Source organism: Bradyrhizobium sp. I71 (assembly GCF_022354745.1).
Classification (GTDB): Bacteria; Pseudomonadota; Alphaproteobacteria; order Rhizobiales; family Xanthobacteraceae; genus Bradyrhizobium; species Bradyrhizobium liaoningense.
Genome location: NZ_CP059398.1, coordinates 7,465,765 through 7,490,024, shown reverse-complemented (window position 1 = coordinate 7,490,024; position 24,260 = coordinate 7,465,765). Strand labels below are relative to the sequence as shown.

The 24,260-nt window shown below is 65.0% G+C and carries 21 protein-coding genes; 9 read left to right on the top strand and 12 right to left on the bottom strand.

What is annotated here, in order from left to right; genetic code table 11:
- Positions 1-4: 4 nt before the first annotated feature.
- The 6 genes from hfq to dusB all read right to left on the bottom strand — a co-directional run bounded on the left by hfq (position 5) and on the right by dusB (position 8,479).
- Positions 5-253, bottom strand: coding sequence for an RNA chaperone Hfq (hfq, locus tag FJV43_RS35600; protein ID WP_028179548.1), 249 nt, complete (start codon positions 251-253; stop codon positions 5-7).
- A 310-nt stretch (positions 254-563) separates the two neighbouring features.
- Entirely contained in the window at positions 564-1,934 is a 1,371-nt protein-coding gene (locus tag FJV43_RS35595) for a sigma-54 dependent transcriptional regulator (RefSeq protein WP_131868639.1), read from the bottom strand.
- A gap of 17 nt (positions 1,935-1,951) precedes the next feature.
- Entirely contained in the window at positions 1,952-4,360 is a 2,409-nt protein-coding gene (locus FJV43_RS35590) for a PAS domain-containing sensor histidine kinase (protein ID WP_239623553.1), read from the bottom strand.
- Between the two features lie 493 nt (positions 4,361-4,853).
- Entirely contained in the window at positions 4,854-6,296 is a 1,443-nt protein-coding gene (gene ntrC / locus FJV43_RS35585; protein ID WP_239623552.1) for a nitrogen regulation protein NR(I), read from the bottom strand.
- A gap of 9 nt (positions 6,297-6,305) precedes the next feature.
- The gene (locus tag FJV43_RS35580; RefSeq protein ID WP_035713228.1) at positions 6,306-7,481 is read right to left on the bottom strand and encodes a nitrogen regulation protein NR(II); all 1,176 of its coding nucleotides are present in this window, start codon (positions 7,479-7,481) and stop codon (positions 6,306-6,308) included.
- Positions 7,478-8,479 (bottom strand): tRNA dihydrouridine synthase DusB, encoded by a 1,002-nt coding sequence (gene dusB, locus FJV43_RS35575; protein WP_239629760.1) that lies wholly within the window; start codon positions 8,477-8,479, stop codon positions 7,478-7,480. Before dusB ends, FJV43_RS35580 begins: the two co-directional genes overlap by 4 nt.
- Positions 8,480-8,759: 280 nt before the next feature.
- Here dusB and FJV43_RS35570 point away from each other — a divergent pair, with 280 nt between their 5' ends.
- Complete coding sequence (locus tag FJV43_RS35570) at positions 8,760-9,956, top strand: bifunctional 2-C-methyl-D-erythritol 4-phosphate cytidylyltransferase/2-C-methyl-D-erythritol 2,4-cyclodiphosphate synthase (protein WP_239623551.1); 1,197 nt, start codon at positions 8,760-8,762, stop codon at positions 9,954-9,956.
- Positions 9,957-9,959: 3 nt separating this feature from the next.
- Positions 9,960-10,568 carry a CinA family protein gene (locus FJV43_RS35565; protein ID WP_194387418.1) on the top strand — a complete coding sequence of 203 codons (609 nt, stop codon included), beginning with the start codon at positions 9,960-9,962 and terminating at the stop codon, positions 10,566-10,568.
- Between the two features lie 21 nt (positions 10,569-10,589).
- Here FJV43_RS35565 and FJV43_RS35560 read toward each other — a convergent pair whose 3' ends face one another.
- Together FJV43_RS35560 and FJV43_RS35555 are read right to left on the bottom strand one after the other, a co-directional pair.
- Positions 10,590-11,369 (bottom strand): mechanosensitive ion channel domain-containing protein, encoded by a 780-nt coding sequence (locus tag FJV43_RS35560; RefSeq protein ID WP_239623550.1) that lies wholly within the window; start codon positions 11,367-11,369, stop codon positions 10,590-10,592.
- Positions 11,370-11,532: 163 nt separating this feature from the next.
- A complete protein-coding gene (locus FJV43_RS35555; RefSeq protein WP_061881839.1) occupies positions 11,533-11,712 on the bottom strand; it encodes a hypothetical protein in 180 nt (59 codons plus the stop codon).
- A gap of 990 nt (positions 11,713-12,702) precedes the next feature.
- Here FJV43_RS35555 and FJV43_RS35550 point away from each other — a divergent pair.
- Genes FJV43_RS35550 through FJV43_RS35525 form a run of 6 tightly spaced genes read left to right on the top strand, consistent with a single transcriptional unit; the run spans position 12,703 to position 17,857 of the window.
- Positions 12,703-13,410 (top strand): c-type cytochrome, encoded by a 708-nt coding sequence (locus FJV43_RS35550; protein ID WP_239623549.1) that lies wholly within the window; start codon positions 12,703-12,705, stop codon positions 13,408-13,410.
- 46 nt (positions 13,411-13,456) lie between these two features.
- Positions 13,457-14,674 carry a cytochrome c gene (locus FJV43_RS35545; protein ID WP_239629758.1) on the top strand — a complete coding sequence of 406 codons (1,218 nt, stop codon included), beginning with the start codon at positions 13,457-13,459 and terminating at the stop codon, positions 14,672-14,674.
- A gap of 19 nt (positions 14,675-14,693) precedes the next feature.
- Positions 14,694-14,870, top strand: a complete 177-nt coding sequence (locus FJV43_RS35540) for a hypothetical protein (RefSeq protein WP_027542758.1) — start codon at positions 14,694-14,696, stop codon at positions 14,868-14,870.
- The gene (locus tag FJV43_RS35535) at positions 14,867-15,433 is read left to right on the top strand and encodes a cytochrome C oxidase subunit II (protein ID WP_239623548.1); all 567 of its coding nucleotides are present in this window, start codon (positions 14,867-14,869) and stop codon (positions 15,431-15,433) included. Before FJV43_RS35540 ends, FJV43_RS35535 begins: the two co-directional genes overlap by 4 nt.
- Positions 15,420-17,042, top strand: a complete 1,623-nt coding sequence (locus FJV43_RS35530; protein WP_239623547.1) for a b(o/a)3-type cytochrome-c oxidase subunit 1 — start codon at positions 15,420-15,422, stop codon at positions 17,040-17,042. Before FJV43_RS35535 ends, FJV43_RS35530 begins: the two co-directional genes overlap by 14 nt.
- The gene (locus FJV43_RS35525; RefSeq protein ID WP_239623546.1) at positions 17,042-17,857 is read left to right on the top strand and encodes a c-type cytochrome; all 816 of its coding nucleotides are present in this window, start codon (positions 17,042-17,044) and stop codon (positions 17,855-17,857) included. Before FJV43_RS35530 ends, FJV43_RS35525 begins: the two co-directional genes overlap by 1 nt.
- Positions 17,858-18,044: 187 nt before the next feature.
- On the opposite strand, the gene FJV43_RS35520 is transcribed toward FJV43_RS35525, so the two are convergent.
- Positions 18,045-18,515: a type II toxin-antitoxin system RatA family toxin gene (locus FJV43_RS35520; RefSeq protein ID WP_239623545.1), complete on the bottom strand. Its 471-nt coding sequence runs from the start codon at positions 18,513-18,515 to the stop codon at positions 18,045-18,047.
- 6 nt (positions 18,516-18,521) lie between these two features.
- Entirely contained in the window at positions 18,522-19,478 is a 957-nt protein-coding gene (gene lipA / locus FJV43_RS35515; RefSeq protein ID WP_239623544.1) for a lipoyl synthase, read from the bottom strand.
- 130 nt (positions 19,479-19,608) lie between these two features.
- Between lipA and FJV43_RS35510 the strand changes: the two genes are divergently transcribed.
- A complete protein-coding gene (locus FJV43_RS35510; RefSeq protein ID WP_239623543.1) occupies positions 19,609-20,211 on the top strand; it encodes a DNA-3-methyladenine glycosylase in 603 nt (200 codons plus the stop codon).
- A gap of 110 nt (positions 20,212-20,321) precedes the next feature.
- Here the strand turns inward: FJV43_RS35510 and FJV43_RS35505 are convergent, their stop codons facing one another.
- The gene (locus FJV43_RS35505; protein ID WP_239623542.1) at positions 20,322-23,198 is read right to left on the bottom strand and encodes a valine--tRNA ligase; all 2,877 of its coding nucleotides are present in this window, start codon (positions 23,196-23,198) and stop codon (positions 20,322-20,324) included.
- A gap of 126 nt (positions 23,199-23,324) precedes the next feature.
- A complete protein-coding gene (locus FJV43_RS35500) occupies positions 23,325-24,092 on the bottom strand; it encodes a DUF2497 domain-containing protein (protein WP_239623541.1) in 768 nt (255 codons plus the stop codon).
- Between the last annotated feature and the right edge of the window lie 168 nt (positions 24,093-24,260).

Sequence of the window (24,260 nt, the reverse complement as noted above, 5' to 3'; positions counted from 1 at the left end):
ACTCTCAAGTCGGCTGATCCTCGCCGCCTTCGAACAACTGGATGGGTGCGCCCGGCATGATGGTCGAGATCGCATGCTTGTAGACCAGCTGCGAGTGACCGTCGCGCCGCAACAGCAAACAGAAATTGTCGAACCAGGTCACGATGCCCTGGAGCTTCACTCCGTTGACCAGAAAGATCGTCAGTGGCGTCTTGGTTTTGCGAACGTGATTAAGGAAGGTGTCCTGTAGGTTTTGTGCGCGGTCTGCCGCCATTGTTTTTTTCTCGCTTTGAGTTTCTTTTTATTGCGCCGGTTGCGGCCCTCTTGTGACGTTCGGGGCCTCTCCCGGTTGCTGTCCCTCATGAGATCCCCCTCGGAAGGAACAGCGGTTCGATTAGAGGACAGGTCGGGATATTAGGCAAGCCGCTTCACGCGGCAGGCCACGCCCAATCGTCCCGGAAAACTACGGAAATCGATGATCTTGCTCGCTTATTCCTGACGCCTGGCCACAAGGTCGCGCGCTGGCCTATTGTTTTGACGCGTCTTCTTGACGCGAACCGGTCTCCACCCCGCTGGAAAACGCACTAGCCGACGCCGAGCGCTTTCAATTTGCGGTGCAGCGCCGAACGTTCCATGCCAACGAACTCAGCTGTACGAGAAATATTTCCTGAGAAACGGCTTATCTGCGCAATTAAATAGTCGCGCTCGAACACTTCGCGCGCCTCACGCAGCGGCAAGCCCATGATGTGCTCGCCATTGTTGCTGGTCGGCATCGCCGGCACCATGGAGCCGACGTCCTGCGGCAACATGTCGGCCGTGATGATGACCTCCGGCCCCCCTGCCGCGAGAATCATGACCCTCTCGACGTTGTTGCGGAGCTGACGCACATTGCCGGGCCAAACATGGGATTGCAGCACCGCCATCGCGTCTTGCCCGATCTGGCGCTTGGGCAGGCCGCTGCCGGCGGAAATCTGCTCCATGAAATAGTCGATCAATTCCGGAATGTCCTCACGCCGCTCCGACAGCGCGGGCACGCGGATCGGCACCACCGAGAGCCGGTGGTAGAGGTCCTCGCGGAAACGGCCGGCCGCGATCTCCTCCTCCAGGTTGCGCGCGGTCGAGGAGATGATGCGCACGTCGACCTGCACCCTGGCGGTGCCGCCGACGCGCTGGAACGACTGCTCCACCAGCACGCGCAAGATCTTGTTCTGGGTCTCGCGCGGCATGTCGGCGATCTCGTCGATGAACAGCGTGCCGCCATGGGCTTCCTCGAGCGCACCGGGCTTGCGCGGCTGCTCGCCATTGGACTGCTCGATGCCGAACAGCTCGTGCTCCATGCGCTCGGGCGTGATCGCCGCCGCGTTGATCACCACGAAGGGACCGTCGGCACGGCCCGAGGCCGTATGCAGCGTGCGAGCGGTCAATTCCTTGCCGGCGCCGGCGGGGCCGACGATCAGGATGCGGCTGTTGGCCTTCGCCGCGCGCTCGATGGTCTGGCGCAGCTGGTTCATGCTGGGCGAGCGGCCGACGAGCTGGCTCGCGCTCGGCGCGAGCTGCTTCAGCTCCTTGACCTCGCGCTTGAGTCGCGAGTTCTCCAGCGCTCTGGTCGCGACCAGGATCAGCCGGTCAGCCTTGAACGGCTTCTCGATGAAGTCGTAGGCGCCGCGCTTGATCGCGGCGACTGCGGTCTCGATGTTGCCGTGGCCGGAGATCATCACGACCGGCAGATCGGCATTGTCCTTCTTGACCTGCTCCAGCAGCTGCAAGCCGTCGAGCTTGGAGCCTTGCAGCCAGATGTCGAGAAACACCAGATGCGGCCGCCGATTGGCAATCTCGGCGAGCGCCGTATCGCTGTCGCGTGCGGTCCGGGTCACGAACCCCTCGTCTTCGAGAATGCCCGCAACGAGATCCCGAATATCGGCCTCATCATCGACAATCAGAATTTCACTTGCCATGGATCGCGCCTGTGTTGTCAGCTGCCTGTTGAGGCTTCGATTTTCGTTGAATCATTGGTCTTTTCAGCCGGCTCTTTGGTTCCGGCGGCCGGCTCTTTTGTTTCCAGGTCGTTGCTGGATTTCTTGACGGATTCCGTGACCGCTGCCTTGTTTTCCGGCTTGGTTGCTTGGTTGGTCGCGGGCGCTGGCTCGGCGCCCCCGGATTTCGCGGGTTGTCCCGAGATCGCAAAGCGCATCCGCATCCAGGCGCCACGCTGGCCTTCGCGGAAGTCGGAGGCGTCCTTCAGTTCGATCCGCCCGCCATGGTCCTCCAGCACGCGGCCGACGATGGCCAGCCCCAGGCCCGTACCCTTGGCACGCGTGGTGACGTACGGCTCGAGCAGGCGCGAGCGCGCGACCTTGGGCAGGCCGATACCGTTGTCGATGACGTCGATCAGCACGTCGTCGCCCTCGCGCGACACCACGACGTCGATTCGGCCTCTGCCGAGCTCCTCGGGGGGAACCTGCTCGATTGCCTCGGTGGCGTTCTTGACGATGTTGGTGACCGCCTGGGAGATCAGCCGACGGTCGAACTGGGCGCGGAGCGGATCGTCCTTGAACTCGGCCTCGATATCGATTTCGGGATGGGCCACCTTCATCAGGAACACCGCCTGCCGCACGGTGTCGGCGACGTCCTCGCCTTCCATCACAGGTTTGGGCATCCGCGCAAAGCGCGAGAACTCGTCGACCATGCGCCTGATGTCGTCGACCTGGCGCACGATGGTGTCGGTGCACTGGTCGAAGATCTGCTTGTCCTTGTCCTCGGTGATGGACTTGCCGAACTTGCGGCGGATGCGCTCGGCGGAGAGCTGGATCGGCGTCAGCGGATTCTTGATCTCGTGAGCGATGCGGCGCGCCACGTCGCCCCAGGCCGAGGTCCGCTGGGCCGAGACCAGCTCGGTGATGTCGTCCAGCGTGATGATGTAGCTGTCGTGCGGCTGGTTCTTTTCCGCGCTGACGCGGACCGACAGATTGCGCTCGGCACCGTCGCGGGTGATGGTGATCTGGCCCTGCACCAGGCGCTGGGTCCCTTCCCGCGCCGTCTTCATCATCTCGTCGAGCTCAGGCAGAACGTCCGAGAGCGGATGGCCCAGCGTCTCCGCTTCGGAGTGCCCGATCAGCTTCTCGGCGGAGCGGTTGAGGATGCCGACGCTGCCGGAAGCATCGACGCCGATGATGCCGGCGCTCGCCGAGGACAGCACGGCCTCGATGAAGCGGCGGCGGCTGTCGATGAGGTCGCTGGCGTTGACGAGCTCGTCGCGCTGGCTGCGCAATTCCTGCGTCATCTTGTTGAAAGTCTCGCCGAGCTGGGCGAGATCGCCTTCCGACTGATGCACGGGCACCTGGACATGGAGGTCGCCGGTCGAGACCGTTTGCGCCGCGTTCATCAGCCGTCGGATCGGCGAGACCAGCGAGTTGGCGAAGTTGAGGCCGATCAGCACCGACGCCATCAGAATGGTCAGCGCGATCACCGCGAACATCAGCGCGAAGGCGACCTGGATGCCGAGGCGGCGCGACTCGATCTGGGCGTATTCGGCGACACTGACTTCGGTCTGTTTGAGCTGATTGACGACGTTCGGATCGAGCGGACGGGCGACGTAGAGGAAGGTGTCGTTGAAGGCGCGCAGGCGGATCACCGCGGCGACGAAGCTCGCGTCCGGGAGGACCGCGATCTCGGGTTCGTTCTCGCTGACGTTGCTGAGGAAGTCCGGCGCGGGCGGCGAATAAGCCAGCCGCATGCCGGTGTCGGCGGATTCCAGGATATTGGTGTTCTTGTCGATGATCATCGCGCCCGGCAAATTGCGCGAGGCGGCGCTCGCCGTCAGCATCTCCCGGAACGAGCGGCGATCCTGGTCGTAGAGCGGCCTTGCGTGCGCGATATCGTTGGCCATGCCGAGAATGTCGCCGCGGATCAGCTGCGCATGGTCCTGCATATAGGCCCGCGCGATCGTCAGCGAGTTCTGGATCACCTCCCTGGTCGGGCCGGAGAACAACCGGTCGAGGCCGCGCTCGATGGTGACGTTGGCAACGACGGAGACCAGCACCGCCGGCAGCACCGCCACGATCGAGAACAGGCTGACGATCTGGACATGGAGGCGCGCCGCCGCCCTGCCCCGCCGCCGCGCCAGAATCAGCTGCCAGAGTTCCCGGACGATGATCCCGACCAGGAGCAGGATCGTCGCAGCGTTGATCAGGTAGAACGAGCGGACGACCTCGGGCGTCGGATCGATCCTGGCAAGGCCGGTCAGGACCAGGAAGGTCAGGAGGGCCGACAGCAGCGCCAGCGCCACGGCAAAGGGTGCCAGCCAGCGCCGCACCGACCAACGCCGGGGCTCTTCCGCTGGGGCCGTGTCAAAGTGTGCGGCCGAGGTGTCTGCGCTGGTCATTCCGGCAATGGTGATGATGAAAACGCGTCCGCGATGGGCGGATACTGATGTATTCGTACCACATTGTTGCCGAATTGCGACAATTCCGCGGCGCGACGCCCGGGGCGGAGCGGTGAAATCCACAGATGGTCTTGGCAGACTAACCTGCCGGAACGGATTCCCGCGGCTGCGGCTTGTCCGAGATGGATAGGTTCTTTCTCGCGATAATGGTTTCTGCCGTTCTGCTGCTGATCGTCGCCGCCGATCTGCTGGTCAACGGCCCCGGCCTGCAGGAGCCGACGGCGGACGTCGCGCGCATCCTGCCGCCCACAATCATCAGGTGAATGTGTTCGCCGCCGCCGGTGGCGGAAGGTCCCATTCTTGTGTGACCGCGGAACATTTCTGCCCCGTTCCGACTTCTGCTCACCGCGTTAGCCATCACGGCCAGCGCGATCCGGACAGGCTCAGCTCCACCTTGGTAGGGGGGAGCTGAGCCACCGCCAGCTTCGAGAGGTTAGCCTCCGCTCCGATAGACCTGGATGTCGAGATCCCGGATCTTCTTCCGCAGCGTGTTGCGGTTGAGGCCGAGCAGGTCGGCGGCGCGGATCTGGTTGCCCCGGGTGGCGGCCAGCGCGGCCGTGAGCAGCGGCACCTCGATCTCCTTGAGGATGCGGTGATAGAGGCCGGGCGGCGGCACGCCGTTCGGAAAGCCCTGGAAGTGCGAGGACAGATACGCCTCAACCGCGCCGCCGAGATTGTCGACACCCTGCTGGACCGCGGCGCCCGGACTGACCGAGGGCGGCGCAAGCTCGCCGTCAATGACGGAGGCCGTGATCACGTCCTGCGGATAGAGGGCGGCAAGGCGCCGGGCGAGATTTTCCAACTCGCGCACGTTGCCGGGCCAGCGGTGCTGCTTCAGCCGCTCCAGCGCCAGCGAGTCGAGCTTCTTCGGCGGCAGCCCGTCCTTCTCGGCCAGCGTAAAGAAGTGACGCACCAGATCCGGCAGATCCTCGATGCGCTCACGCAAGGGCGGCAGCCGCAACGGCACGACATTGAGGCGGAAGAACAGATCTTCGCGGAACAGGCCCTGCTGGATCAGGACACGCAGATCCTTGTTGGAGGCCGCGACAATGCGCACGTCGGTCTTGATCGGCGTGCGGCCGCCGACCGTCGTATATTCGCCCTGCTGCAACACGCGCAGCAGGCGGGTCTGCGCCTCCATCGGCATGTCGCCGATCTCATCCAGGAACAGCGTGCCGCCCTCGGCCTGCTCGAACCGGCCGGAGGCGCGGGTGTTCGCGCCGGTGAAGGCACCGCGCTCGTGCCCGAACAATTCGGACTCGATGAGATCGCGCGGAATCGCAGCCATGTTGACCGCGACGAACGGGCCGTTGCGGCGCTTGCCGTAATCGTGCAGCGCCCGCGCCACCAATTCCTTGCCGGTGCCGGACTCGCCCGTGATCATCACGGTGAGGTCGGTCTGCATCAGGCGCGCGAGCACGCGGTAGATTTCCTGCATCGCCGGCGAGCGGCCGACCAGCGGGATCGCCTCCATCTCGGCATCTTCGTCCGGCGTCGAGGTCCGCTCCTTCGGCTCGGCGAGCGCGCGACCGACGATGGCGATCAGCTCCTTGAGGTCGAAGGGCTTGGGCAGATATTCGTAGGCCCCGCGCTCGGAAGCGCGGATCGCCGTCATGAACGTGTTCTGCGCGCTCATGACGATGACGGGCAGATTCGGCCGCATCTTCTTGATCCGCGGCAGCAGGTCGAAGGCGTTTTCGTCCGGCATCACCACGTCGGTGATGACGAGGTCGCCCTCGCCCTGGCTGACCCAGCGCCAGAGCGTTGCGGCATTGCCGGTCAGCCGCACCTCGTAACCGGCGCGGGACAGAGCCTGATTGAGTACGGTGCGGATGGCGGTATCGTCATCGGCTACGAGAATGCTACCTGCGGGCATCGTTGATCCTCATTTTGCCCCCTGTGACGCAGGCGACGACTTACCGGCAGAGTCGGCGCGACTGCTTTGATCGGCATGTTTCACCGATGTGGAATACATCGGCATCAGCACGCGGAAGGTGGTCTTGCGCGGCTGAGATTCGCATTCGATGATGCCCCCGTGATCGCCGACGATCTTGGCGACCAGCGCCAGGCCGAGACCCGAGCCGGTCTGCTTGGTGGTCACGAACGGGTCGAACAGGTTGGGCAGGAGATCATCCGGCACGCCTGGTCCGTTGTCCTTCACGCAGAATTCCAGCGGCAGGGATACCCTGGATTTTTGACCGGGGACTGACAGGCGCACGCCGGGACGGAAGGCGGTGGTGAGCTGGATCTCGGCGTCGGGAACGTCGATCAAGGCTTCTGCGGCGTTCTTCACGAGGTTGAGGAACACCTGAATCAGCTGATCCTGGTTCGCCAGCACCGGCGGCAGCGAGGGATCGTAGTCCTCGATGAAGCGGATGTTGCGGGCAAAGCCCGACTGCGCCAGCCGTTTCACATGGTCGAGCACCGAATGGATGTTGACGGGGCCGCGCACCACGGGGCGCTCGTCGCCGAACACCTCCATGCGGTCGACCAGCGTCACGATGCGGTCGGCCTCGTCGCAGATTAGCCGCGTCAGCATGCGGTCCTCGGACGAGGCCTGCTGTTCCAGGAGCTGCGCGGCACCGCGGATGCCGGACAGCGGGTTCTTGATCTCGTGCGCCAGCATGGCGGCGAGCGCGATCACCGAGCGTGCGGCGCTGCGATGGGTGAGCTGGCGGTCCATCTTGTCGGCGATGGTGCGCTCCTGGAGCATCACCACGATGTGGCCGGGCCGCTCGGTGAGCGGGGCCACGTGCAGATCGACCTGGCGGTCGCCGCCCATGCGCGGCGTGCCGAGATCGACCTTGTATTCGTTGACCGGCGAATTCGACGAGCGCACCTGGTCGATCAGGGCCAGCAACGGGCTGCCGAACGGCACCAGTTCCTTCAACGACTGCCGCTTCAGGAACTGCGTCGAGATCTCGAAGAAGGCCTCGGTCGCGATATTGGCGGCGACGATCTTGCCGTCCGGCCCGATCATGAGCACGGGGTTAGGCAAGGCGTCCAGGATTGCGTCGCTGTCGGACTGAAGCGGCCGACGATGTTCAGCGGCTGAGCTCATGCAGCAGCGCTCCATGCGAAGTCGTCGAAGGCATCTTGCAGTGACTTGTGAACGAGGCGCGGATCCTCCGAGACCAGGATCTTCTGGCGCCAGGATTTCAGCTTCTCCGCCGGGGCACGGCTCGCCTGCGCTGCGACGTCGAGTGCCCAGCTCAGATGCTTGCGGGCATGCCTCAGTCCGATGCGCAGACCATAGAGCGCGCAGACGCCATCATAGAGCGTGCGGACATATTGCAGCTGCGTTTCGAGCGAAGGCGTCGCTTCCTCAGCCCCACCCCGCAGGCGGCGGCCGATCTGACCGGGCAGCCAGGGCTGGCCCTGCGCGCCACGGCCGATCATCACGGCATCGGCGCCCGAGGCGTCCAACGCTGCGAGCGCCCTCTCGTAGGACGTGATGTCGCCATTGACGACGAGCGGGATCGAGATGGCCTCGCGCACGGCGCGGATCGCATCCCAATCGGCCTCGCCCTTGTAGAACTGGCAGCGGGTGCGGCCATGGACGGTGACGAGCCTGATGCCTGCGGCCTCCGCGCGCCGCGCCAGTTCCGGCGCGTTGCGCGTGCGGTCGTCCCAGCCGAGCCGCATCTTCAGCGTCACCGGCACCTTCACCGCCGCGATCGTCGCATCGATCAGGCTCAGGGCATGGTCGAGGTCGCGCATCAAGGCCGAGCCGGACTGGCCGCCGGTGACGTGGCGGGCCGGACAGCCCATGTTGATGTCGATGATATCGGCACCTTCGGCTTCGGCGATCCGGGCGCCTTCGGCCATCCAGTGCGTCTCGCAGCCGGCGAGTTGGACCACATGCGGGCCGATGCCGGTGGCTTCGCAGCGCAACCGGGACATCCGGTGGCCATTGGCGAGCTCATCGCTCGCGGTCATTTCGGACACGACGAGACCCGCTCCAAGCTCGGCGGCCAGCCGGCGGACGGGCGAGTCAGTCACACCCGACATCGGTGCCAGGAGGACCGGGGTGGCGATGTCAATATCGCCTATTTTCAACGGCTTAGAGCCTGATACTGCCGAGCCGGTCACAGGGGTCTCGTTGACTGTGCAGGGCCTCATCGCGCCTGCCATGATCTATCTTGCGCACAATTCTTGTGCAGTCAAGCGTCATGCCTACAGTTTAGACAAGTCTGCAAATCTTGCAAGTGCAGTGCAGCAAAATGCTGTTTCCCACAATCCGGGGAAACCCCCTTTTTTTGCGGGCCTGCCGTGCTAGAGGCATGCCGGCAATTACCACTCCCCGACTCCTTGACGAGCAACTGAGTATTTGAGTCCTATGGCGAAATCACAGCGCACCGCAGTCGTTCTCGTCGCAGCCGGGCGTGGACTGCGTGCAGGCGCCGGCGGGCCCAAGCAATATCGCGAGATCGGCGGTGTGCCGGTGATCTCTCGCGCCATGGAGGCATTCAGCCGCCACCCGGAGGTATCGGCGGTGCAGCCGGTGGTGAACCCCGACGACAGCGCCATGTTCATCGCGGCGGTCGCAGGGCTCAAGCACGAGCCGCCGACCAATGGCGGCGCCACCCGGCAGGCTTCGGTGCTCGCCGGTCTCGAAGCGCTGGCGAAGCACAAGCCGGACATCGTGCTGATCCACGACGCCGCCCGCCCCTTCGTCTCGGCAGGCGTGATCTCGCGTGCGATCGAAGCTGCGGGCCGCACTGGCGCCGCGATCCCCGTCGTGCCCGTCACCGACACCATCAAGGTCACCGGTGACGGCGGCAATGTCGAGGACACGCCGGACCGGGCGCGCCTCAGAATCGCGCAGACGCCGCAATCCTTTCGTTTCGACGTCATCCTCGAGGCGCATCGTCGCGCGGCGAAGGACGGGCGCTCTGATTTCACCGACGATGCCGCGATTGCCGAATGGGCGGGATTGACGGTCGCAACCTTTGAGGGCGATGTTGCCAATATGAAGCTCACCACTCCCGAGGATTTCGTGCGCGAGGAAGCGCGCCTGGCTGCCCTGCTCGGCGACATCAGGACCGGCACCGGCTACGACGTCCACGCCTTCGGCGAAGGCGACCATGTCATGATCTGCGGCGTGCGCGTGCCGCACACCAGGGGGTTCCTCGCCCATTCCGACGGCGATGTCGGCCTGCATGCCCTGGTGGATGCCATCCTCGGGGCACTGGCCGACGGCGACATCGGCTCGCACTTCCCGCCGAGCGATGCGAAATGGAAGGGTGCCTCCTCCGACCAGTTCCTGAAATACGCCATCGAGCGCGTCGCCCAGCGCGGCGGCCGCGTCGCCAATCTCGAGGTGACGCTGATCTGCGAGCGGCCGAAGATCGGCCCCTTGCGCGACAGCATGCGCGCGCGCATCGCCGAGATCTCCGGCGTCGACATCTCCCGCGTCGCGGTGAAGGCGACGACCAGCGAGCGACTCGGCTTCACCGGCCGTGAGGAAGGCATCGCCGCCACCGCGAGCGCCACCATCCGCCTGCCGTTTAGCGAAAAGACTTGGAGCATCTAAGCCATGGGCGGCAGCGACGCACGCGCCCTCTCCCGCTCGCTGCTCGATCTGTGCCGGATGCGCAAGCTGACGATCGCGACCGCGGAATCCTGCACCGGCGGCCTCGTCGCCGGCGCGCTGACCGACATCCCCGGTTCCTCCGACGTGATCGACCGCGGCTTCGTCACCTATTCCAATGACGCCAAGCGCGCGATGTTGGGGGTCGAAGCGAGCACGCTGACGAATTTCGGCGCGGTCAGCAAGGAGACCGCAACCGCAATGGCGATCGGCGCGCTGGAGCGTGCCGATGTCGATCTCGCCGTCGCCATCACCGGCATTGCCGGCCCCGGCGGCGCCACGCCCGGCAAGCCGGTCGGTCTCGTGCACTTCGCCGCCGCCGCGCGCGACGGCCGCATCATCCATCGGGAGCAGCGTTTTGGCGCGATCGGCCGCAGCGCCGTGCGCGCCCGCTCCGTGGTCGAGGCGCTGCGCATGCTGATGGAGCTCGCCCGCGGTCCGCAAGTCGCGGCCAAGCCGCAACGTGCCGCCGCAAGCCGCCTGCGCCCGCGGGTGACCCGCTCGCCGCGCCGGCATGCGGTGAAGCGAAGGCCTCCGCGTTCGCCGCGAGGCTGAGAGACCTGCGCCGCCGAAACGCTACGCCGCCGCGAGCAGCGCGCTGGCGTGATCGAGCACGCACTGCCTGACCGCGGCCGCCTGTGATGGCTTGGCCTTCGCGCTGACCGTCAACTCCACGATCGGCGACGCCGGATTGGCGACATCGACCACCCTGGAGATGTTGACGGCAGGCGCTGCCTGATCGTCCATGCGGGAGTCATTGCGCAGCTCTGTCAGGATCCGATCGGCCAGCGCCGAAGCGGCGCCGGCCGGAACCGGAAACGCCACCTTGACCTCGCCCGTGCCGGGATAGGCGCTGTGGTTGACGATCGCTGCACCCCACACCTGTCCGTTCGGCAGCAGGATCTGCGTGTTGTCGGCCGCGACGAGTTCGGTCATGAACAGCGACAGCGACCTCACCTTCCCCGCCTTGCCGGCGACCTCGACGTCGTCGCCGATGCGAAAGGGCCGGAACAACAGCAGCATCACGCCGGCAGCGAGATTGGAGAGCGTACCCTGCAACGCCAGACCAATGGCGAGAGATGTGGCGCCCAGCACGGCGACGAGGCTCGCGGTCTGGATGCCGAAGAGCTGCAGCACGGCGATGCCGACCACCGCGAGCACGCCATAGCGCGCAAGGCTACCCACGAACAACGTCACCAGCGGATCGACGCGATGCGTGACGCTCAGGACGCGCGTGACGAAACGCTGCATCGTGCCGGACAGGTACCAGCCGATGGCGAGCAGCAGGATCGCGTAGATCGCGTTCAGCCCATAGAGAACGAGCGAGGCTTTCAGCGTGTCGAAATTGACGGTCATGGCGGCTCCAACCAAGGCAATCGGTTGAGAACTCGCTGTCGCGGAAAATGATCCCCTTCGGGGCTAGCCAATCGTCAAGCACCTGCCGCGGCATCGCATGGGTGCGAGCGACGTGAAAACGGGGTACTGACCGGCTGGAATTCCAGGTTCATCGCGAATCCCGTTATTGCGCCGCTCGCTCGACACGACACATGACGGGGAGCTTTTGCTCGATCGCCTTCGCGAGCACCGTCCCCGTGGTCCGTCCGAGCTCTCTCGCGATGGTCGTAATCGGCTTGGTGCCTGCGAGCTCCCTGAGTCGGTTGAGGTCTTCCTCGCTCCACGATTGCTTCCAGCGCGCCATCTGTCCCGTCCAGCTCCGCAAGCCCCGCGCCCGACTCATATTCTAGTTGAATACCTTAGTAAATACATCCCTTACAGGTGTACCGCTCGCGGGCAAGGGGTGTTCCGCCGCTGCTCTGCGTTTTGGCACGGACCCCACGGGTCACCTTGGCCCGCACGAAGTCTGGCTGCTTGATCGTGCCCCCAAGGCTTGCGCGTGACAGCCCGTCCCTACCAGCCCTTGTGCTGCCTGTCGGGCAAGACACCCAGCCGGCAGGTCAATCCGCGCCCGCGAAAATATTCCGCTTTACCGAAATTCGGCTTTGGCGTATCCGTCCGTCACCTCATCCCGGTCAGAGGGGCGTATCGCGATCGTCACGACACGCGGGGTGAGATGCGGTGGACGCTAGTCACATCGGCGCGAGAGGCCTTCGCAGGGCGGGCGACCGTGAGCGACAGGTCTTCGCGCACACGACCGGTGCGATCTGCGTACGGCAAAACCGTGTCGTCCTGGCGCCCGGGGTCTGTGCGCCAAGTCTTGCGGTGATGTGGCGGCCCAACCGGGCGCGCGCATCAGTCATCCGCAAGGCGACGGGGGCAATAGTGCATCGCTCCCCGGGGAGAACTCGGCATAAGCCGTCAAACCACTGCGCAGGGAAGGCCGGATGTTTGGCTTCACCTGTATGCCGCTGTGCAGCTTCTCGTAGCGCAACCTTCGCACAGTGGACCGTGGGTGCCCGGCCGGCACCTGGTCTTCCCTGCACCCTCTGACTGACGAGGGTGTCAAGATGCAGCAAAGCTCGGGCAGGAACTGCCGCGAGAGCGCAGGGTTGTGTCAGATTTTCAAAAAGCACGTAAGTTTTGTCGAATACGATCGGGATCGCACATGCGAAGGCCGCGACCAAACGTCATCACGCGTGCCCGACCTTGCGCGGGAGCATATTGGCGCAATAATGCTCCGCTACTCTGTGATCCGGAATCAACCGGTCCTGTTCTTTGGAGGGTGACGAGAGTGTTCGCTCGCACCATTGCTCTGGCCATCGCCATTGCCAACTTGGCCGCTTTTGATGGTGCGGCCGCACAAACGGTCAACCAGCCGCCGGACACGATGGCGGCGCGGGTCGAAGCCTGCACGCCCTGTCATGGCAATCAAGGCGAAGGCACCAGCGACGTCTATTTCCCGCGGCTTGCCGGCAAGCCGGCCGGCTATCTCTACAACCAGCTTCTTGCCTTCAAGAATGGCCGGCGAAAATATCCGCCGATGAACTATTTGCTGGAATTCCTCCCCGATCCATACCTGCAGCAGATGGCGGACTATTTTGCGGATCAACATCCGCCTCTGCCGCCCGTCACAGCAAGCGATGCAAGCAAGGAGGTGCTGCAGCACGGCCAGTCTCTGGTGTCGCGTGGCGATCCGCAGCGCCAGATTCCGGCGTGCGGAAGCTGCCATGGCCCGACCTTGACAGGAATGGAGCCGGGAATTCCGGGCCTGCTCGGACTGCGCCCGAATTATATCAGCGCGCAGTTGGGCGCGTGGCGTTATGGCACGCGCACCGCAAAAGCGCCGGACTGCATGCAGCAGGTTGCCGCCCGGCTCACCGAGGAAGACGTGACGGCGGTCGCCGCATGGCTCGCGAGCCGCCCAGCGCCGGTGAACATCGCGCCGGCGCCGAAAGGCACGTACGTGCTGCCGTTCGCCTGCGGCAGTGAACCGGATTGAGGAGACGGAATTGCGATCATGTTCACGAATCCTTGCCGTATGGCTGTTGCTCCTCGCCGGTCCCTCCGCCGAGGCACAGCCGAAGTCCGGCCATGATGGCGACAGCCTCGTCGCGCGCGGCGAATATCTGGCGCGGGCCGGCGACTGCATTGCCTGCCACACGGCGCCCGAGGGGCACACCTTCGCCGGCGGACGCGCCATGCCGACGCCTTTCGGCACCCTGTACTCCTCCAACATCACGCCGGATCGCGACACCGGGATCGGCAAATGGACTGCCGAAGACTTCTACAAGGCGATGCACTCTGGCCGCTTTCCGGACGGCGGATTGATGTATCCGGCAATGCCGTTCGCATCCTACACCAAGGTCACCAGAGCCGATACTGACGCGATCTTCGCCTATCTGAGGTCGATCCCGCCCGTGAGCCAGCGGAATCGTGAGCACGACCTCCGCTTCCCCTATTCCAACCGCCAGCTGATCCTCGGCTGGCGCACGCTGTATTTCACAGAGGGCGAATTCAAACCTGACCCGACCAAATCCGCGGAATGGAATCGCGGCGCCTACCTTGTCGAGGGCCTCGGCCATTGCGGCATGTGCCATTCGCCCATCAACGCGCTCGGCGGCACCTCGCAATCGGAAGCCTTCAAGGGCGGCCTGATCCCCATGCAGAACTGGTACGCGCCATCGCTCACGTCAAATCGCGAGGCGGGGCTCGGTGACTGGAGCATCAAGGACATCACGGACCTGCTGCAAACCGGCGTTTCCATGCGCGGCGTCGTCTACGGCCCGATGGCCGAGGTCGTGCACAACAGCCTGCAATATCTGAACGACGAAGACACCAGGGCGATGGCGGTATACCTCAAGAGCATTGCGGAGCCCTCGCCTCCAGCGCCGGCGAGAACGACGCTGCCGACGACCGAGAGCAGCCTGCTGATCAGCCTCGGCAAGACCGTTTACGACAAGCACTGCGCGAGCTGTCATGGCACGCAGGGCGAAGGCAAGCCGCCGCACTGGCCGCCGCTCGCCAACAACCAGTCGATCGAAATGCAATCGGCAGTCAATCCGATCCGCATGGTGCTCAATGGCGGCTATCCGCCGGGCACCAAGGGCAATCCGATGCCCTACGGCATGCCGCCTTTCGCGGGGCTTCTGTCCGACAACGAGATCGCCGCCGTCGTTTCCTACATCCGCACCGCCTGGGGCAATCGCGGCACGCCGGTCTCGGCGCGCGAGGCCAACGAGCTGCGGTCCGCACCGCTGAACTGAGAGACGCCAGGGACCCGTCATGATCAATTCCGATCCGCCGACCAGCCCAGCCGCCGCCGACCAGGCGGTCGAGGAGGTCGTCGCGCAAGGCCCGTCCGGCGCAATCGTGCTCGCGGGCATCGCCACGGCCTGCGTGGTCGCGATGTGGCTCGCGTTCTATCTGTTCGTCTTCCTGCCACGTGGCTCGCTGCAATGAGCGCAGAGGAATCCCATCGCGGCAGCGCCGAGGTCGCGGCCCGCGTCGAGCGGCGCTGGGCGACCATTTCCGTGATCATCATCGTCGGCATGGCGCTGCTCGCCGCATTTGCCGGCATCCACCGCGCGACCATGCCGCAGCCGCGCGTCGAGACCACCGATCCATCGCGGCTGCATCTCTCCGGCGAATTCGTCGAAAGCAACCTCGGCAGCGTGCTGGAAACCAATGGCAGTGTGACCGTGCGTGCGATCGGCCAGCAATATTCCTTCACGCCAGCCTGCATCCTTGTGCCCGCGGACACGCCGATCACGCTCCGCGCCACCAGCGCCGATGTCGTGCACGGCATCCTGATCCAGGGCACCAACGTCAACACGATGCTCGTGCCGGGTTACATTTCCGAGCAGCCCATGCGCTTTGCGAGGACCGGGGACTATCTGATGCCCTGCCAGGAATTTTGCAGTTTCGGCCACGAGGGCATGTGGGGCAAGGTCAAGGTGATCGACAAGACCGAATTCGCCGATCGTGCGAAGGGTGGCGGGAGGCTGAGCTGTGTTGGTCAATAGGAAGCTCATCCTCGCCCATTTCTGGCTGGCCTTTGCCGTGTTCGGCATCGCGCTCGCGCTCGGCGCTTGGCAGATGTTCATCCGCAGCCCGATCGGCACCTGGCTCTCCAACCCCGAGCTCTATTACCGCTCGCTGACCGCGCACGGCACAGTGATGGGCTACGTCTTCCCGACCCTGGTCGCGATGGGTTTTGGCTACGCCATCAGCGAGTCCGCGCTGGAGCAGCGTCTTGTCGGCGTGCGCTGGGCCTGGGCCGGATTCTGGCTGATCGTTGCCGGCAGCATCATGGCGGTGATCCCGATCGCGCTGGGCCGCGCCTCGGTGCTCTACACCTTCTATCCGCCGCTGATCGGCAACGTCTTCTACTATCTCGGCGTCGTGCTGGTCGTGGTCGGCTCCTGGTTCTGGGTCGCGCTGATGTCGATCAACCTGCGCGTCTGGCGCAAGGCCCATCCCGGCGCGCCGGTGCCGCTGGCGATGTTCGCCAATGTCGCCGGCTCGTATTTGTGGGCCTGGACCGCGGTCGGTGCCGCGCTCGAGCTGTTATTGCAGATCATTCCCGTCGCGGCGGGGCTGAAGAGCACGATCGATGCCGGCCTCGCCCGCGTGTTCTTCTCCTGGACTCTGCACGCCATCGTCTATTTCTGGCTGATGCCGACCTACATCGCTTATTACACCATCGTGCCGCGCGCGATCGGCGGCCGCGTCTATTCCGACACCATGGCGCGGATCTCCTTCATCCTGTTCCTGGTGGTGGCGATGCCGATCGGCATGCACCACACCTTTGCCGACCCGCAAGTCGGCGCCGGCTTCAAGTTCATCCATTCGGCCTTCACGGCGCTGGTGACGTTGCCGACATTCCTGACGGTGTTCACCATCTGCGCCTCCGTCGAGATCGCTGCGCGCCTGCGCGGCGGGCGCGGCCTGTTCGGCTGGATCAGGGCCCTGCCCTGGGACAATCCGATGATGCTCGCGCTCGCCTTCTCCTTCGTCATGCTCGGTTTTGGCGGCGCCGGGGGCCTCATCAACATGAGCTATCAGCTCGATGCGTCCATCCACAACACACAGTGGATCACCGGCCATTTCCACCTGATCTTCGGCGGCGCCATCGTCATCATGTATTTCGCGATCGCCTATGATCTGTGGCCGCATCTGACCGGCCGCGAGCTGATCGATCTCCGGCTGATCCGCACCCAGCTCTGGCTATGGTTCGTCGGCATGATGGTCACCACGTTCCCGTGGCACTGGGTCGGCATTTTGGGCATGCCGCGCCGCATGGCCTATTTCGACTTCGGCGATCCCGGGATCGCGCCGCAGGCGCTCTCCGTCACCCTTTCGGCGATCGGCGGCTTCATCCTGCTGGCCTCGGGCATCCTCTTCCTGGTCATCCTGGCGCGCGGCATGCGCGCACCGCAGACTGACGCCGGCCCGTATCGCTTTGCGCTGGCCGTGCACCAGCCGGCGACCGTACCGGTCGCGCTCAACACGCACGCGCTGTGGGTGGGGCTGATGATCGCGCTCACCCTCACCAATTACGGCTACCCGATCCTGACGCTGGCGCTGAACGAGGGCACCTCGGTGCCGGCCGTCTATGTGGGAGCGCAGTGATGATCGCGCGCGACCTCTTCACCTTCCGCAACAGGCATTTCACGGCAGCCGTCGGCATCACCGCCGCGATCCTGATCGTGACTGCGATCGGCGGCTTCATCGTGCTGCCTTTCGCCCAGCCCTGGGTCCAGTTCGCCAATGTCTGGGATGCGATCTGCAGCGCCGCCGGACTGCCGCAGCGGGCGGCGACCGTGGCGGCGCCGGAGCAGACCAGGCGCCTGTCCGAGGTCGTGCTCACCTCCTCCACACTGGCGCGCCCGAACCAGGAGGCCATCGGCCGCGGCGCCACGCTGGCGCAACGCTGCGCCATCTGTCACGGCCCGACCGGCATCAGCCGCGCGGACTCGCCGAACCTCGCGGGTCAGTATGCGGCGGTGATCTACAAGGAGCTGCACGATTTCCGCTCCGGCGCACGCACCAATGCCGTGATGTCGCCATTTGCGGTCAACCTGACCGACCAGGAGATCGCCGATCTCTCGATGTACTACGCCTATCTGCCGCGGCTCCCGGCCTACCACCCGACGCCGCAGCTGCCGAAACCCAACATCGTCATCTATGGCGCGCCGATGCGCGGAATCGCGCCCTGCGGTTCCTGCCATGGCAGCCTCGACAACAAGATCGGCAGCCCGTGGCTGGAGGGGCAGTCCGAGGCCTACATGAAGGCGCAGCTCCAGGCCTTCGCCTCCGGCGAACGGCGCAACGACATCAGCCAGCAGATGCGCAACATCGCGCGCGCGATGACGCCGCAGGAGATCGATCAGGCCGCGGCATACTACGCCTCGCAGCCGCCGGATGTGGTGAAAGCGGTGGATTGAGGCGAGGATCTCGTGCCCCGGACGCAGCGCAGCGCTCCTTTAGCGGTGCGCTGCACAGCCGGGGCCCATTTATCGAGTGAGGGGCCATGGGGTCCCGGCTCTGCGGAGCAGCGCCGTAAGCCGTTTACGCGCGTCTTCGACGCGCTATGGCGCTGCGCCGCGTCCGGGACACGAGAGTTACGATAACCTACGTCGATGCCAGCTTCGGCCGGCCGTAGATCGCGTCTGCGCGCTTTTCGAACGCGGTCGAGAAGCGCGCGAAGGCGGCGTCGAACATCGAGCCCATCAGCATCGCCAGCATGCGGCTCCTGAACTCGTAGGCGAGAAAGAACCCGACGTCGCAGACGCCCTCGCCCTTGGGCTCGAACGCCCAGCGGTTTTCGAGGTTGCTGAAAGGACCCTGCAGATATTCGACCAGGATCTTCAGATTGGCGCGGTCGAGCGTCACCCGGCTGGTGAAGGATTCCTTGATCAGCTTGAACGATACCGTCATGTCGGCAACCAGCACCTCGGTGCCGTCGGGCTTTGCCAAGCGCTGACGAACCTTCAGCGCGCTGCACAGCGGCACGAATTCCGGATAGCGCTCGACGTCGGCGACCAGATCGAACATCTCGGATGCGCTGTGATTGACACGGCGCTTGCTGGAAAAACGGGGCATATCGGTTCAGTGGGCGTTAGCTGCCCGCGCGGCCTTCAGTCTCGCAAAGTCCTCGCCGGCATGATGCGACGAGCGGGTCAGCGGGCTCGCCGACACCATCAGGAATCCCTTGGTGTAGGCGACCTTCTCGTAAGACGAAAACTCGTCCGGCGGCACGTACCGCATCACGGCATGGTGCTTGCGGGTCGGCTGGAGATATTGCCCGATGGTCAGGAAGTCGACCTCGGCCGAACGCAGATCGTCCATCACCTGGAGTACCTCGTGGCGCTCCTCGCCGAGGCCAACCATGATGCCGGACTTGGTGAAGATGGCGGGATCGAGTTCCTTGACCCGCTGCAACAGCCGGATCGAGTGGAAGTAGCGCGCGCCGGGCCGCACCGTGAGGTAGCGCGACGGCACCGTCTCGAGATTGTGGTTGAACACGTCGGGCTTCGCCGCAACGACGACCTCGAGTGCCCCCTCCTTGCGCAGGAAGTCCGGCGTCAGGATCTCGATCGTGGTCGAGGGGCACGCGGCCCGAATCGCGCCGATCGTCCCTGCGAAATGTTGCGCGCCGCCGTCGGCGAGGTCGTCGCGGTCGACGGAGGTGATGACGACATGAGCGAGGCCGAGCTTGGCGACCGCCTCGGCGACGTTCTGCGGCTCGGCCGCATCCAGCGCATTCGGCAGGCCGGTCTTGACGTTGCAGAAGGCACAGGCGCGGGTGCAGGTGTCACCCATGATCATGAAGGTCGCGTGCTTCTTGTCCCAGCACTCGCCGATGTTCGGGCAGCCCGCCTCCTCGCATACCGTGTGCAGGCCGTTCGCCCGCACGATGTTGCGGGTGTCGGCATAGCCGCGGGTATTCGGCGCGCGCACGCGGATCCAATCCGGCTTGGGCGGCGAAGCGGAATCAGGCCGGTTCACCTTTTCGGGGTGGCGCGGGCGCAGCGGGTTCGAGATGGTATCGACAATAACGACCATGGGGTGTCCGGTCTGTTCAGGTCCTACCTAATCGGTCTGGCTGCCTGCCGCAACCCGGCTCGCGCCGCTTCAGGGAACATGGCAGATATGGGCAATATCCTGCTCTGTTCTCAGGCGATTCTCACCTCGAATGGCTCCAATCTCGAAGGCATCCACACCGCGGCTCGGCAAGCAGCTGAAGCGGACCTTTTTCGGCCGCAGCGTCCACGAGGTCGCACCCGACCTGATCGGCGCGACCATGCTGGTCAACGGTGTCGGCGGGATCATCGTCGAGGTCGAGGCCTATCATCATACCGACCCGGCGGCGCACTCCTATCGCGGGCCGACGCCACGGAACCAAGTGATGTTCGGCCCACCCGGCTTTGCCTATGTCTATCGCTCCTACGGCATCCACTGGTGCGTGAACTTCGTGTGCGAGGCGGAAGGCTCGGCCAGCGCCGTGCTGATCCGCGCACTGGAGCCGACGCACGGCTTGGCTGCGATGCGCCGGCGCCGGCATCTCCAGGATGCGCATGCGCTGTGCTCAGGCCCGGGCAAGCTGACCGAAGCGCTCGGCATCACCATCGCGCACAACGCGCTGCCGCTGGACCGTCCGCCAATCGCACTGCATGCGCGGACGGAGGATGTGGAGGTCGCAACGGGCATCCGGATCGGCATCACCAAGGCTGTCGAGTTGCCCTGGCGCTATGGCATCAGGGACTCAAAGTTCCTCAGCAAGCCGCTTCCCAAATGATTGTCATTCCGGGGCGGCTCGCAGAGCCGAACTCCGGTGCGCAATTGCGCACCTGAGAATCTCGAGATTCCGGATTCGATGCTGCGCATCGCTCCGGAATGACGGCGAGCTCACGACGCCTGCTTCAGGCGCTCCAGCGCCTCGAGCAGCTTGGCCTTGCGGGCCAGCGCGGCCTCGCGCTTTTCGCGCTCCTCCTCAACGACCTCCTCGGCCGCGTTGGCGACGAACTTCTCGTTCGCCAGCTTGGACTCGGCGCGCTTGATGTCGGCGTCGGCCTTGCCGATCTCCTTGTCGAGGCGCGTGCGCTCGGCAGCAACGTCGATCACGCCCTTCAGCGGCAGCGCAGCCACTTCGCCACGCACCAGCAGCTGGACCGCGCCATCAGGCGCGCGATCGGCGAAGGAGATGTCGGACAGCCGGGCCATGCGCTTGATGACATCGGTCCAGCGCGGCGCGCGCTCCCGGGTCTCGGCCGAGGCGCCGGCGAGCACCAGCGCCGTCAGTGTCGCCGGCGGGATGTTCATCTCGGCGCGCACGGAGCGGATCTGGGTGACGAGGTCGATCACCCAGCCAATCTCGGCCTCGGCCGCGGGATCGGTGAAGTCGGCATGATCAAAGAACGGCAGCACCCAGGCCGGCGAAACGAGCGCATCGGTCGGTCCCGTCGTCGCCGCGAGCATCGCGAGCTGCTCCGGCGTCGGCTCGGACGGCTTCAGCGGCCACGGCGCCAATGCGAGCAGGCCCTCGCGCTTCGCCGTCACCTCCCACAGCTCCTCGGTGATGAAGGGCATGAAGGGGTGCAGCAGCTTCAGGATCTCGTCGCGCGCCCAGGCGACCATGGCGCGGGTCTCGTCCTTGGCGGGACTGTCAGGACCAAGCAGCACGGGCTTTGCAAGCTCGACATACCAGTCGCAATAGACGTTCCAGACGAAGCGATAGATGCTGCCCGCAGCGTCGTTGAAGCGATAGGCTTCGATCGCCTCGGTCACCTCACGCGTGGTGTGCGCGGTCTCATGCGCGATCCAGCGGTTCAGTGTCTCCTTCGCGTTCGCCGGCTCGAACCCTTCAGACACGGCGCAATGGTTCATCTCGGCGAAGCGACACGCGTTCCAGAGCTTTGTCGCGAAATTGCGATAGCCCTCGACGCGGCTGGTGGCGAGCTTGATGTCGCGACCCTGCGCCGCCATCGCCGCCAGCGTGAAACGCAGCGCGTCGGCGCCGTATTCGTCGATCAGGTTCAGGGGGTCGATGACGTTGCCCTTCGACTTCGACATCTTGGCGCCCTTCTCGTCGCGGACGAGGGCGTGGATGTAGATGGTCGAGAACGGCACTTCCTTCATGAAGTGCAGGCCCATCATCATCATGCGGGCGACCCAGAAGAAGATGATGTCGAATCCGGTCACCAGCGCGTTGGTCGGATAGTAGCGCTGCACCTCGGGTGTATCGTCGGGCCAGCCGAGCGTCGAGAACGGCCACAGCGCCGAGGAGAACCAGGTGTCGAGCACGTCCTCGTCGCGGGTGATGAAGCCTTCGCGCTTGTTGCGGTCGAGCGCCATCTCGCGCCCCTGCTCGACCGTGATGACTTCCTGCTCGACGTAATAGCCGAGCGCATGACTGACAGCCTCCTCCTCGGTCTCGGCCACGAACACCTTGCCGTCAGGTCCGTACCAGGCCGGGATCTGGTGGCCCCACCAGAGCTGGCGCGAGATGCACCAGGGCTGGATGTTCTCCATCCACTCGAAATAGGTCTTTTCCCAGTTCTTCGGCACGAAGGTCGTTTCGCCCGAACGCACCGCCGCGATCGCGGGCTTGGCCAGCGTCTTGGCGTCGACATACCACTGATCTGTCAGGTACGGCTCGATCACGCTGTTCGAGCGGTCACCATGCGGCACCATGTGGGTGTGCGGCTCGATCCGCTCGACGAAGCCGAACGATTCCAGCCGTTCGACGATGCGCTTGCGCGCGACGAAGCGGTCAACCTTGTGGAACTCCTCGGCGAACTGCGCGGCGCCTTCAGGCAGGTCGCGCAGATAATCCTCGTTGTCGAGGAGATCGAGGCAACCTTCCCTGTCGAGCACGCTGATCCGGCGCAGGCCGTGGCGATTGCCGACTTCGAAATCGTTGAAGTCGTGCGCCGGCGTCACCTTCACCGCGCCCGAGCCCTTCTCCGGATCGGAGTACTCGTCGGCGACGATCGCAATCTTGCGGCCGACCAGCGGCAGGATGACGTTCTTGCCGATCAGCTTCTGATAGCGCTCATCCTCGGGATGCACGGCAACGCCGGTATCGCCGAGCATGGTCTCGGGACGCGTGGTGGCGACGACGATGAAGCTCGAGGGATCCTCGGGGCTGAAATTCTTGCCCTCGATCGGATAGCGTAGGTACCAGAGGTGGCCCTTGACTTCGACCTGCTGCACTTCGAGATCGGAAATCGCGGTCAAGAGCTTGGTGTCCCAGTTCACCAGCCGCTTGTCCTTGTAGATCAGTCCCTCGCGGTGCAGCTCGACGAACACCTTGACGACGGCTTTCGACAGGCCCTCGTCCATGGTGAAGCGCTCGCGCGACCAGTCGCAGGACGCGCCGAGCCGCTTGAGCTGGTTGATAATGGTGTCGCCGCTCTCGGCCTTCCATTGCCAGACCCGCTCGAGAAACTTCGCGCGGCCCATCTCGCGGCGGCCGGGCTGCTGACGCTCCATCAGCTGCCGCTCGACCACCATCTGGGTGGCGATACCGGCATGGTCGGTGCCGGGCTGCCACAGCACGTCGCGGCCGCGCATGCGCTCGAACCGGCACAGGATGTCCTGCAGCGTATTGTTGAGGGCGTGACCCATGTGCAGCGAGCCCGTCACGTTCGGCGGCGGGATCACGATGGTGAAGGGCACGGCATCACGGCGGTCGGGGCGACCAGCCTTGAAGGCAAGGCCGTCCTCCCACACGACGGACATGCGGGCTTCGATATCGGCGGGCTGGTAATTTTTCTCGATCATGGGGCTGCTAGAAAGCCGCGCGAGGGGGCCAAGTCAACGAAAAGGTCAGCGCACGGGCCTTCCGGCCCGGTCGACAAGCCCAATATGGCGTACGAGCGGGGCTATATAGGGGCCGCACGGCCCTTCTCAGCGGCCGCCGCGCGAGACTCGCTCGATTTCGGCCTTCACGATGCGTTCAACGAGACCCGGAAGGTTGTCGTCGAGCCAGGACTTCAGCATCGGCCGCAGCATCTCCTTGACCAAATCCTCCAGCGTCCGTGCATTGCTGCTGAGCACCGTATGGGCCAGGGAGTTGAAGGCGGATTCGACCGCGGAGACCGTCGATTGCGCGAGGATCGGCTGCTGCGGCGGCAGCGGCGGGGCGTCAAAGTCCACCGGCGCGTAGGACGGCGGCGGCGTAGGCCGCGGCGGGGGCGATTCGGCGAATTCGAGATCGTCGCGCGGCTCGACCTTGCGGAAGCTGGGCGGCGGCGGAGGCGGTGTCGGATCCACCGCCATCTCGTCCGTCAATTCGAGCACGTCGGGTTCTGGTTCTGGCTCCGGCTCGGGAGCGCGGACCTCGGGCGCAGGTGTGGCCGCGTCGAGCCCCGCCAGCAGCGCGTCGATATCGTCCTGGTTATTGGTGGCGTCCGCCGCGGGCGCGGGTGGCGGCGGCGGAGCCGGCTTCGCAACTGGCGGCGCCGGCTTCTCGGCAGCAGGTTTTGCGGGCGCGACCTTGGATGGCGGAATGTCGTTCATTGCCTGCGGCTTCGGCGGCGTCGCGGGCGCTGCGGCCTTCTCGGGCTTGGCGGCCTCAGCCGGCGGGGGCTTTGCCTCATCGTCGGCAATGATGCGCCGGATCGAGGCCAGAATCTCCTCCATCGAGGGTTCTGTGACCTTTGCAGGCTGCGTCATCTCCGACTCCACATCATCAACGCCCTCGCATGCGTCGTTTTACCACCAAGCACGACAGGATTGGCCGGTTCCGGACGGGAGGCCCCTCATTTTCGTCGCGGCAGCCCGACTTGTCCCCAGATCACGGCTCAACGTGCAGCGGTGCGCCCCTGCCCCCGGCACTCAAGC

Excerpts from the sequence above, each read along its gene's own strand:
- FJV43_RS35555 (WP_061881839.1), bottom strand. The coding sequence starts at position 11,712 with ATGGCGCGCTGGAAGCAATCGTGGAGCGAGGAAGACCTCAACCGACTC.
- FJV43_RS35560 (WP_239623550.1), bottom strand. The coding sequence starts at position 11,369 with ATGACCGTCAATTTCGACACGCTGAAAGCCTCGCTCGTTCTCTATGGG.
- FJV43_RS35570 (WP_239623551.1), top strand. The coding sequence starts at position 8,760 with ATGGCGAAATCACAGCGCACCGCAGTCGTTCTCGTCGCAGCCGGGCGT.
- hfq (WP_028179548.1), bottom strand. The coding sequence starts at position 253 with ATGGCGGCAGACCGCGCACAAAACCTACAGGACACCTTCCTTAATCAC.
- FJV43_RS35595 (WP_131868639.1), bottom strand. The coding sequence starts at position 1,934 with ATGGCAAGTGAAATTCTGATTGTCGATGATGAGGCCGATATTCGGGAT.
- FJV43_RS35590 (WP_239623553.1), bottom strand. The coding sequence starts at position 4,360 with ATGACCAGCGCAGACACCTCGGCCGCACACTTTGACACGGCCCCAGCG.
- FJV43_RS35540 (WP_027542758.1), top strand. The coding sequence starts at position 14,694 with ATGATCAATTCCGATCCGCCGACCAGCCCAGCCGCCGCCGACCAGGCG.
- FJV43_RS35535 (WP_239623548.1), top strand. The coding sequence starts at position 14,867 with ATGAGCGCAGAGGAATCCCATCGCGGCAGCGCCGAGGTCGCGGCCCGC.
- lipA (WP_239623544.1), bottom strand. The coding sequence starts at position 19,478 with ATGGTCGTTATTGTCGATACCATCTCGAACCCGCTGCGCCCGCGCCAC.
- FJV43_RS35505 (WP_239623542.1), bottom strand. The coding sequence starts at position 23,198 with ATGATCGAGAAAAATTACCAGCCCGCCGATATCGAAGCCCGCATGTCC.
- FJV43_RS35525 (WP_239623546.1), top strand. The coding sequence starts at position 17,042 with ATGATCGCGCGCGACCTCTTCACCTTCCGCAACAGGCATTTCACGGCA.
- FJV43_RS35580 (WP_035713228.1), bottom strand. The coding sequence starts at position 7,481 with ATGAGCTCAGCCGCTGAACATCGTCGGCCGCTTCAGTCCGACAGCGAC.
- FJV43_RS35520 (WP_239623545.1), bottom strand. The coding sequence starts at position 18,515 with ATGCCCCGTTTTTCCAGCAAGCGCCGTGTCAATCACAGCGCATCCGAG.
- FJV43_RS35565 (WP_194387418.1), top strand. The coding sequence starts at position 9,960 with ATGGGCGGCAGCGACGCACGCGCCCTCTCCCGCTCGCTGCTCGATCTG.
- ntrC (WP_239623552.1), bottom strand. The coding sequence starts at position 6,296 with ATGCCCGCAGGTAGCATTCTCGTAGCCGATGACGATACCGCCATCCGC.
- FJV43_RS35500 (WP_239623541.1), bottom strand. The coding sequence starts at position 24,092 with ATGACGCAGCCTGCAAAGGTCACAGAACCCTCGATGGAGGAGATTCTG.
- FJV43_RS35510 (WP_239623543.1), top strand. The coding sequence starts at position 19,609 with ATGGCTCCAATCTCGAAGGCATCCACACCGCGGCTCGGCAAGCAGCTG.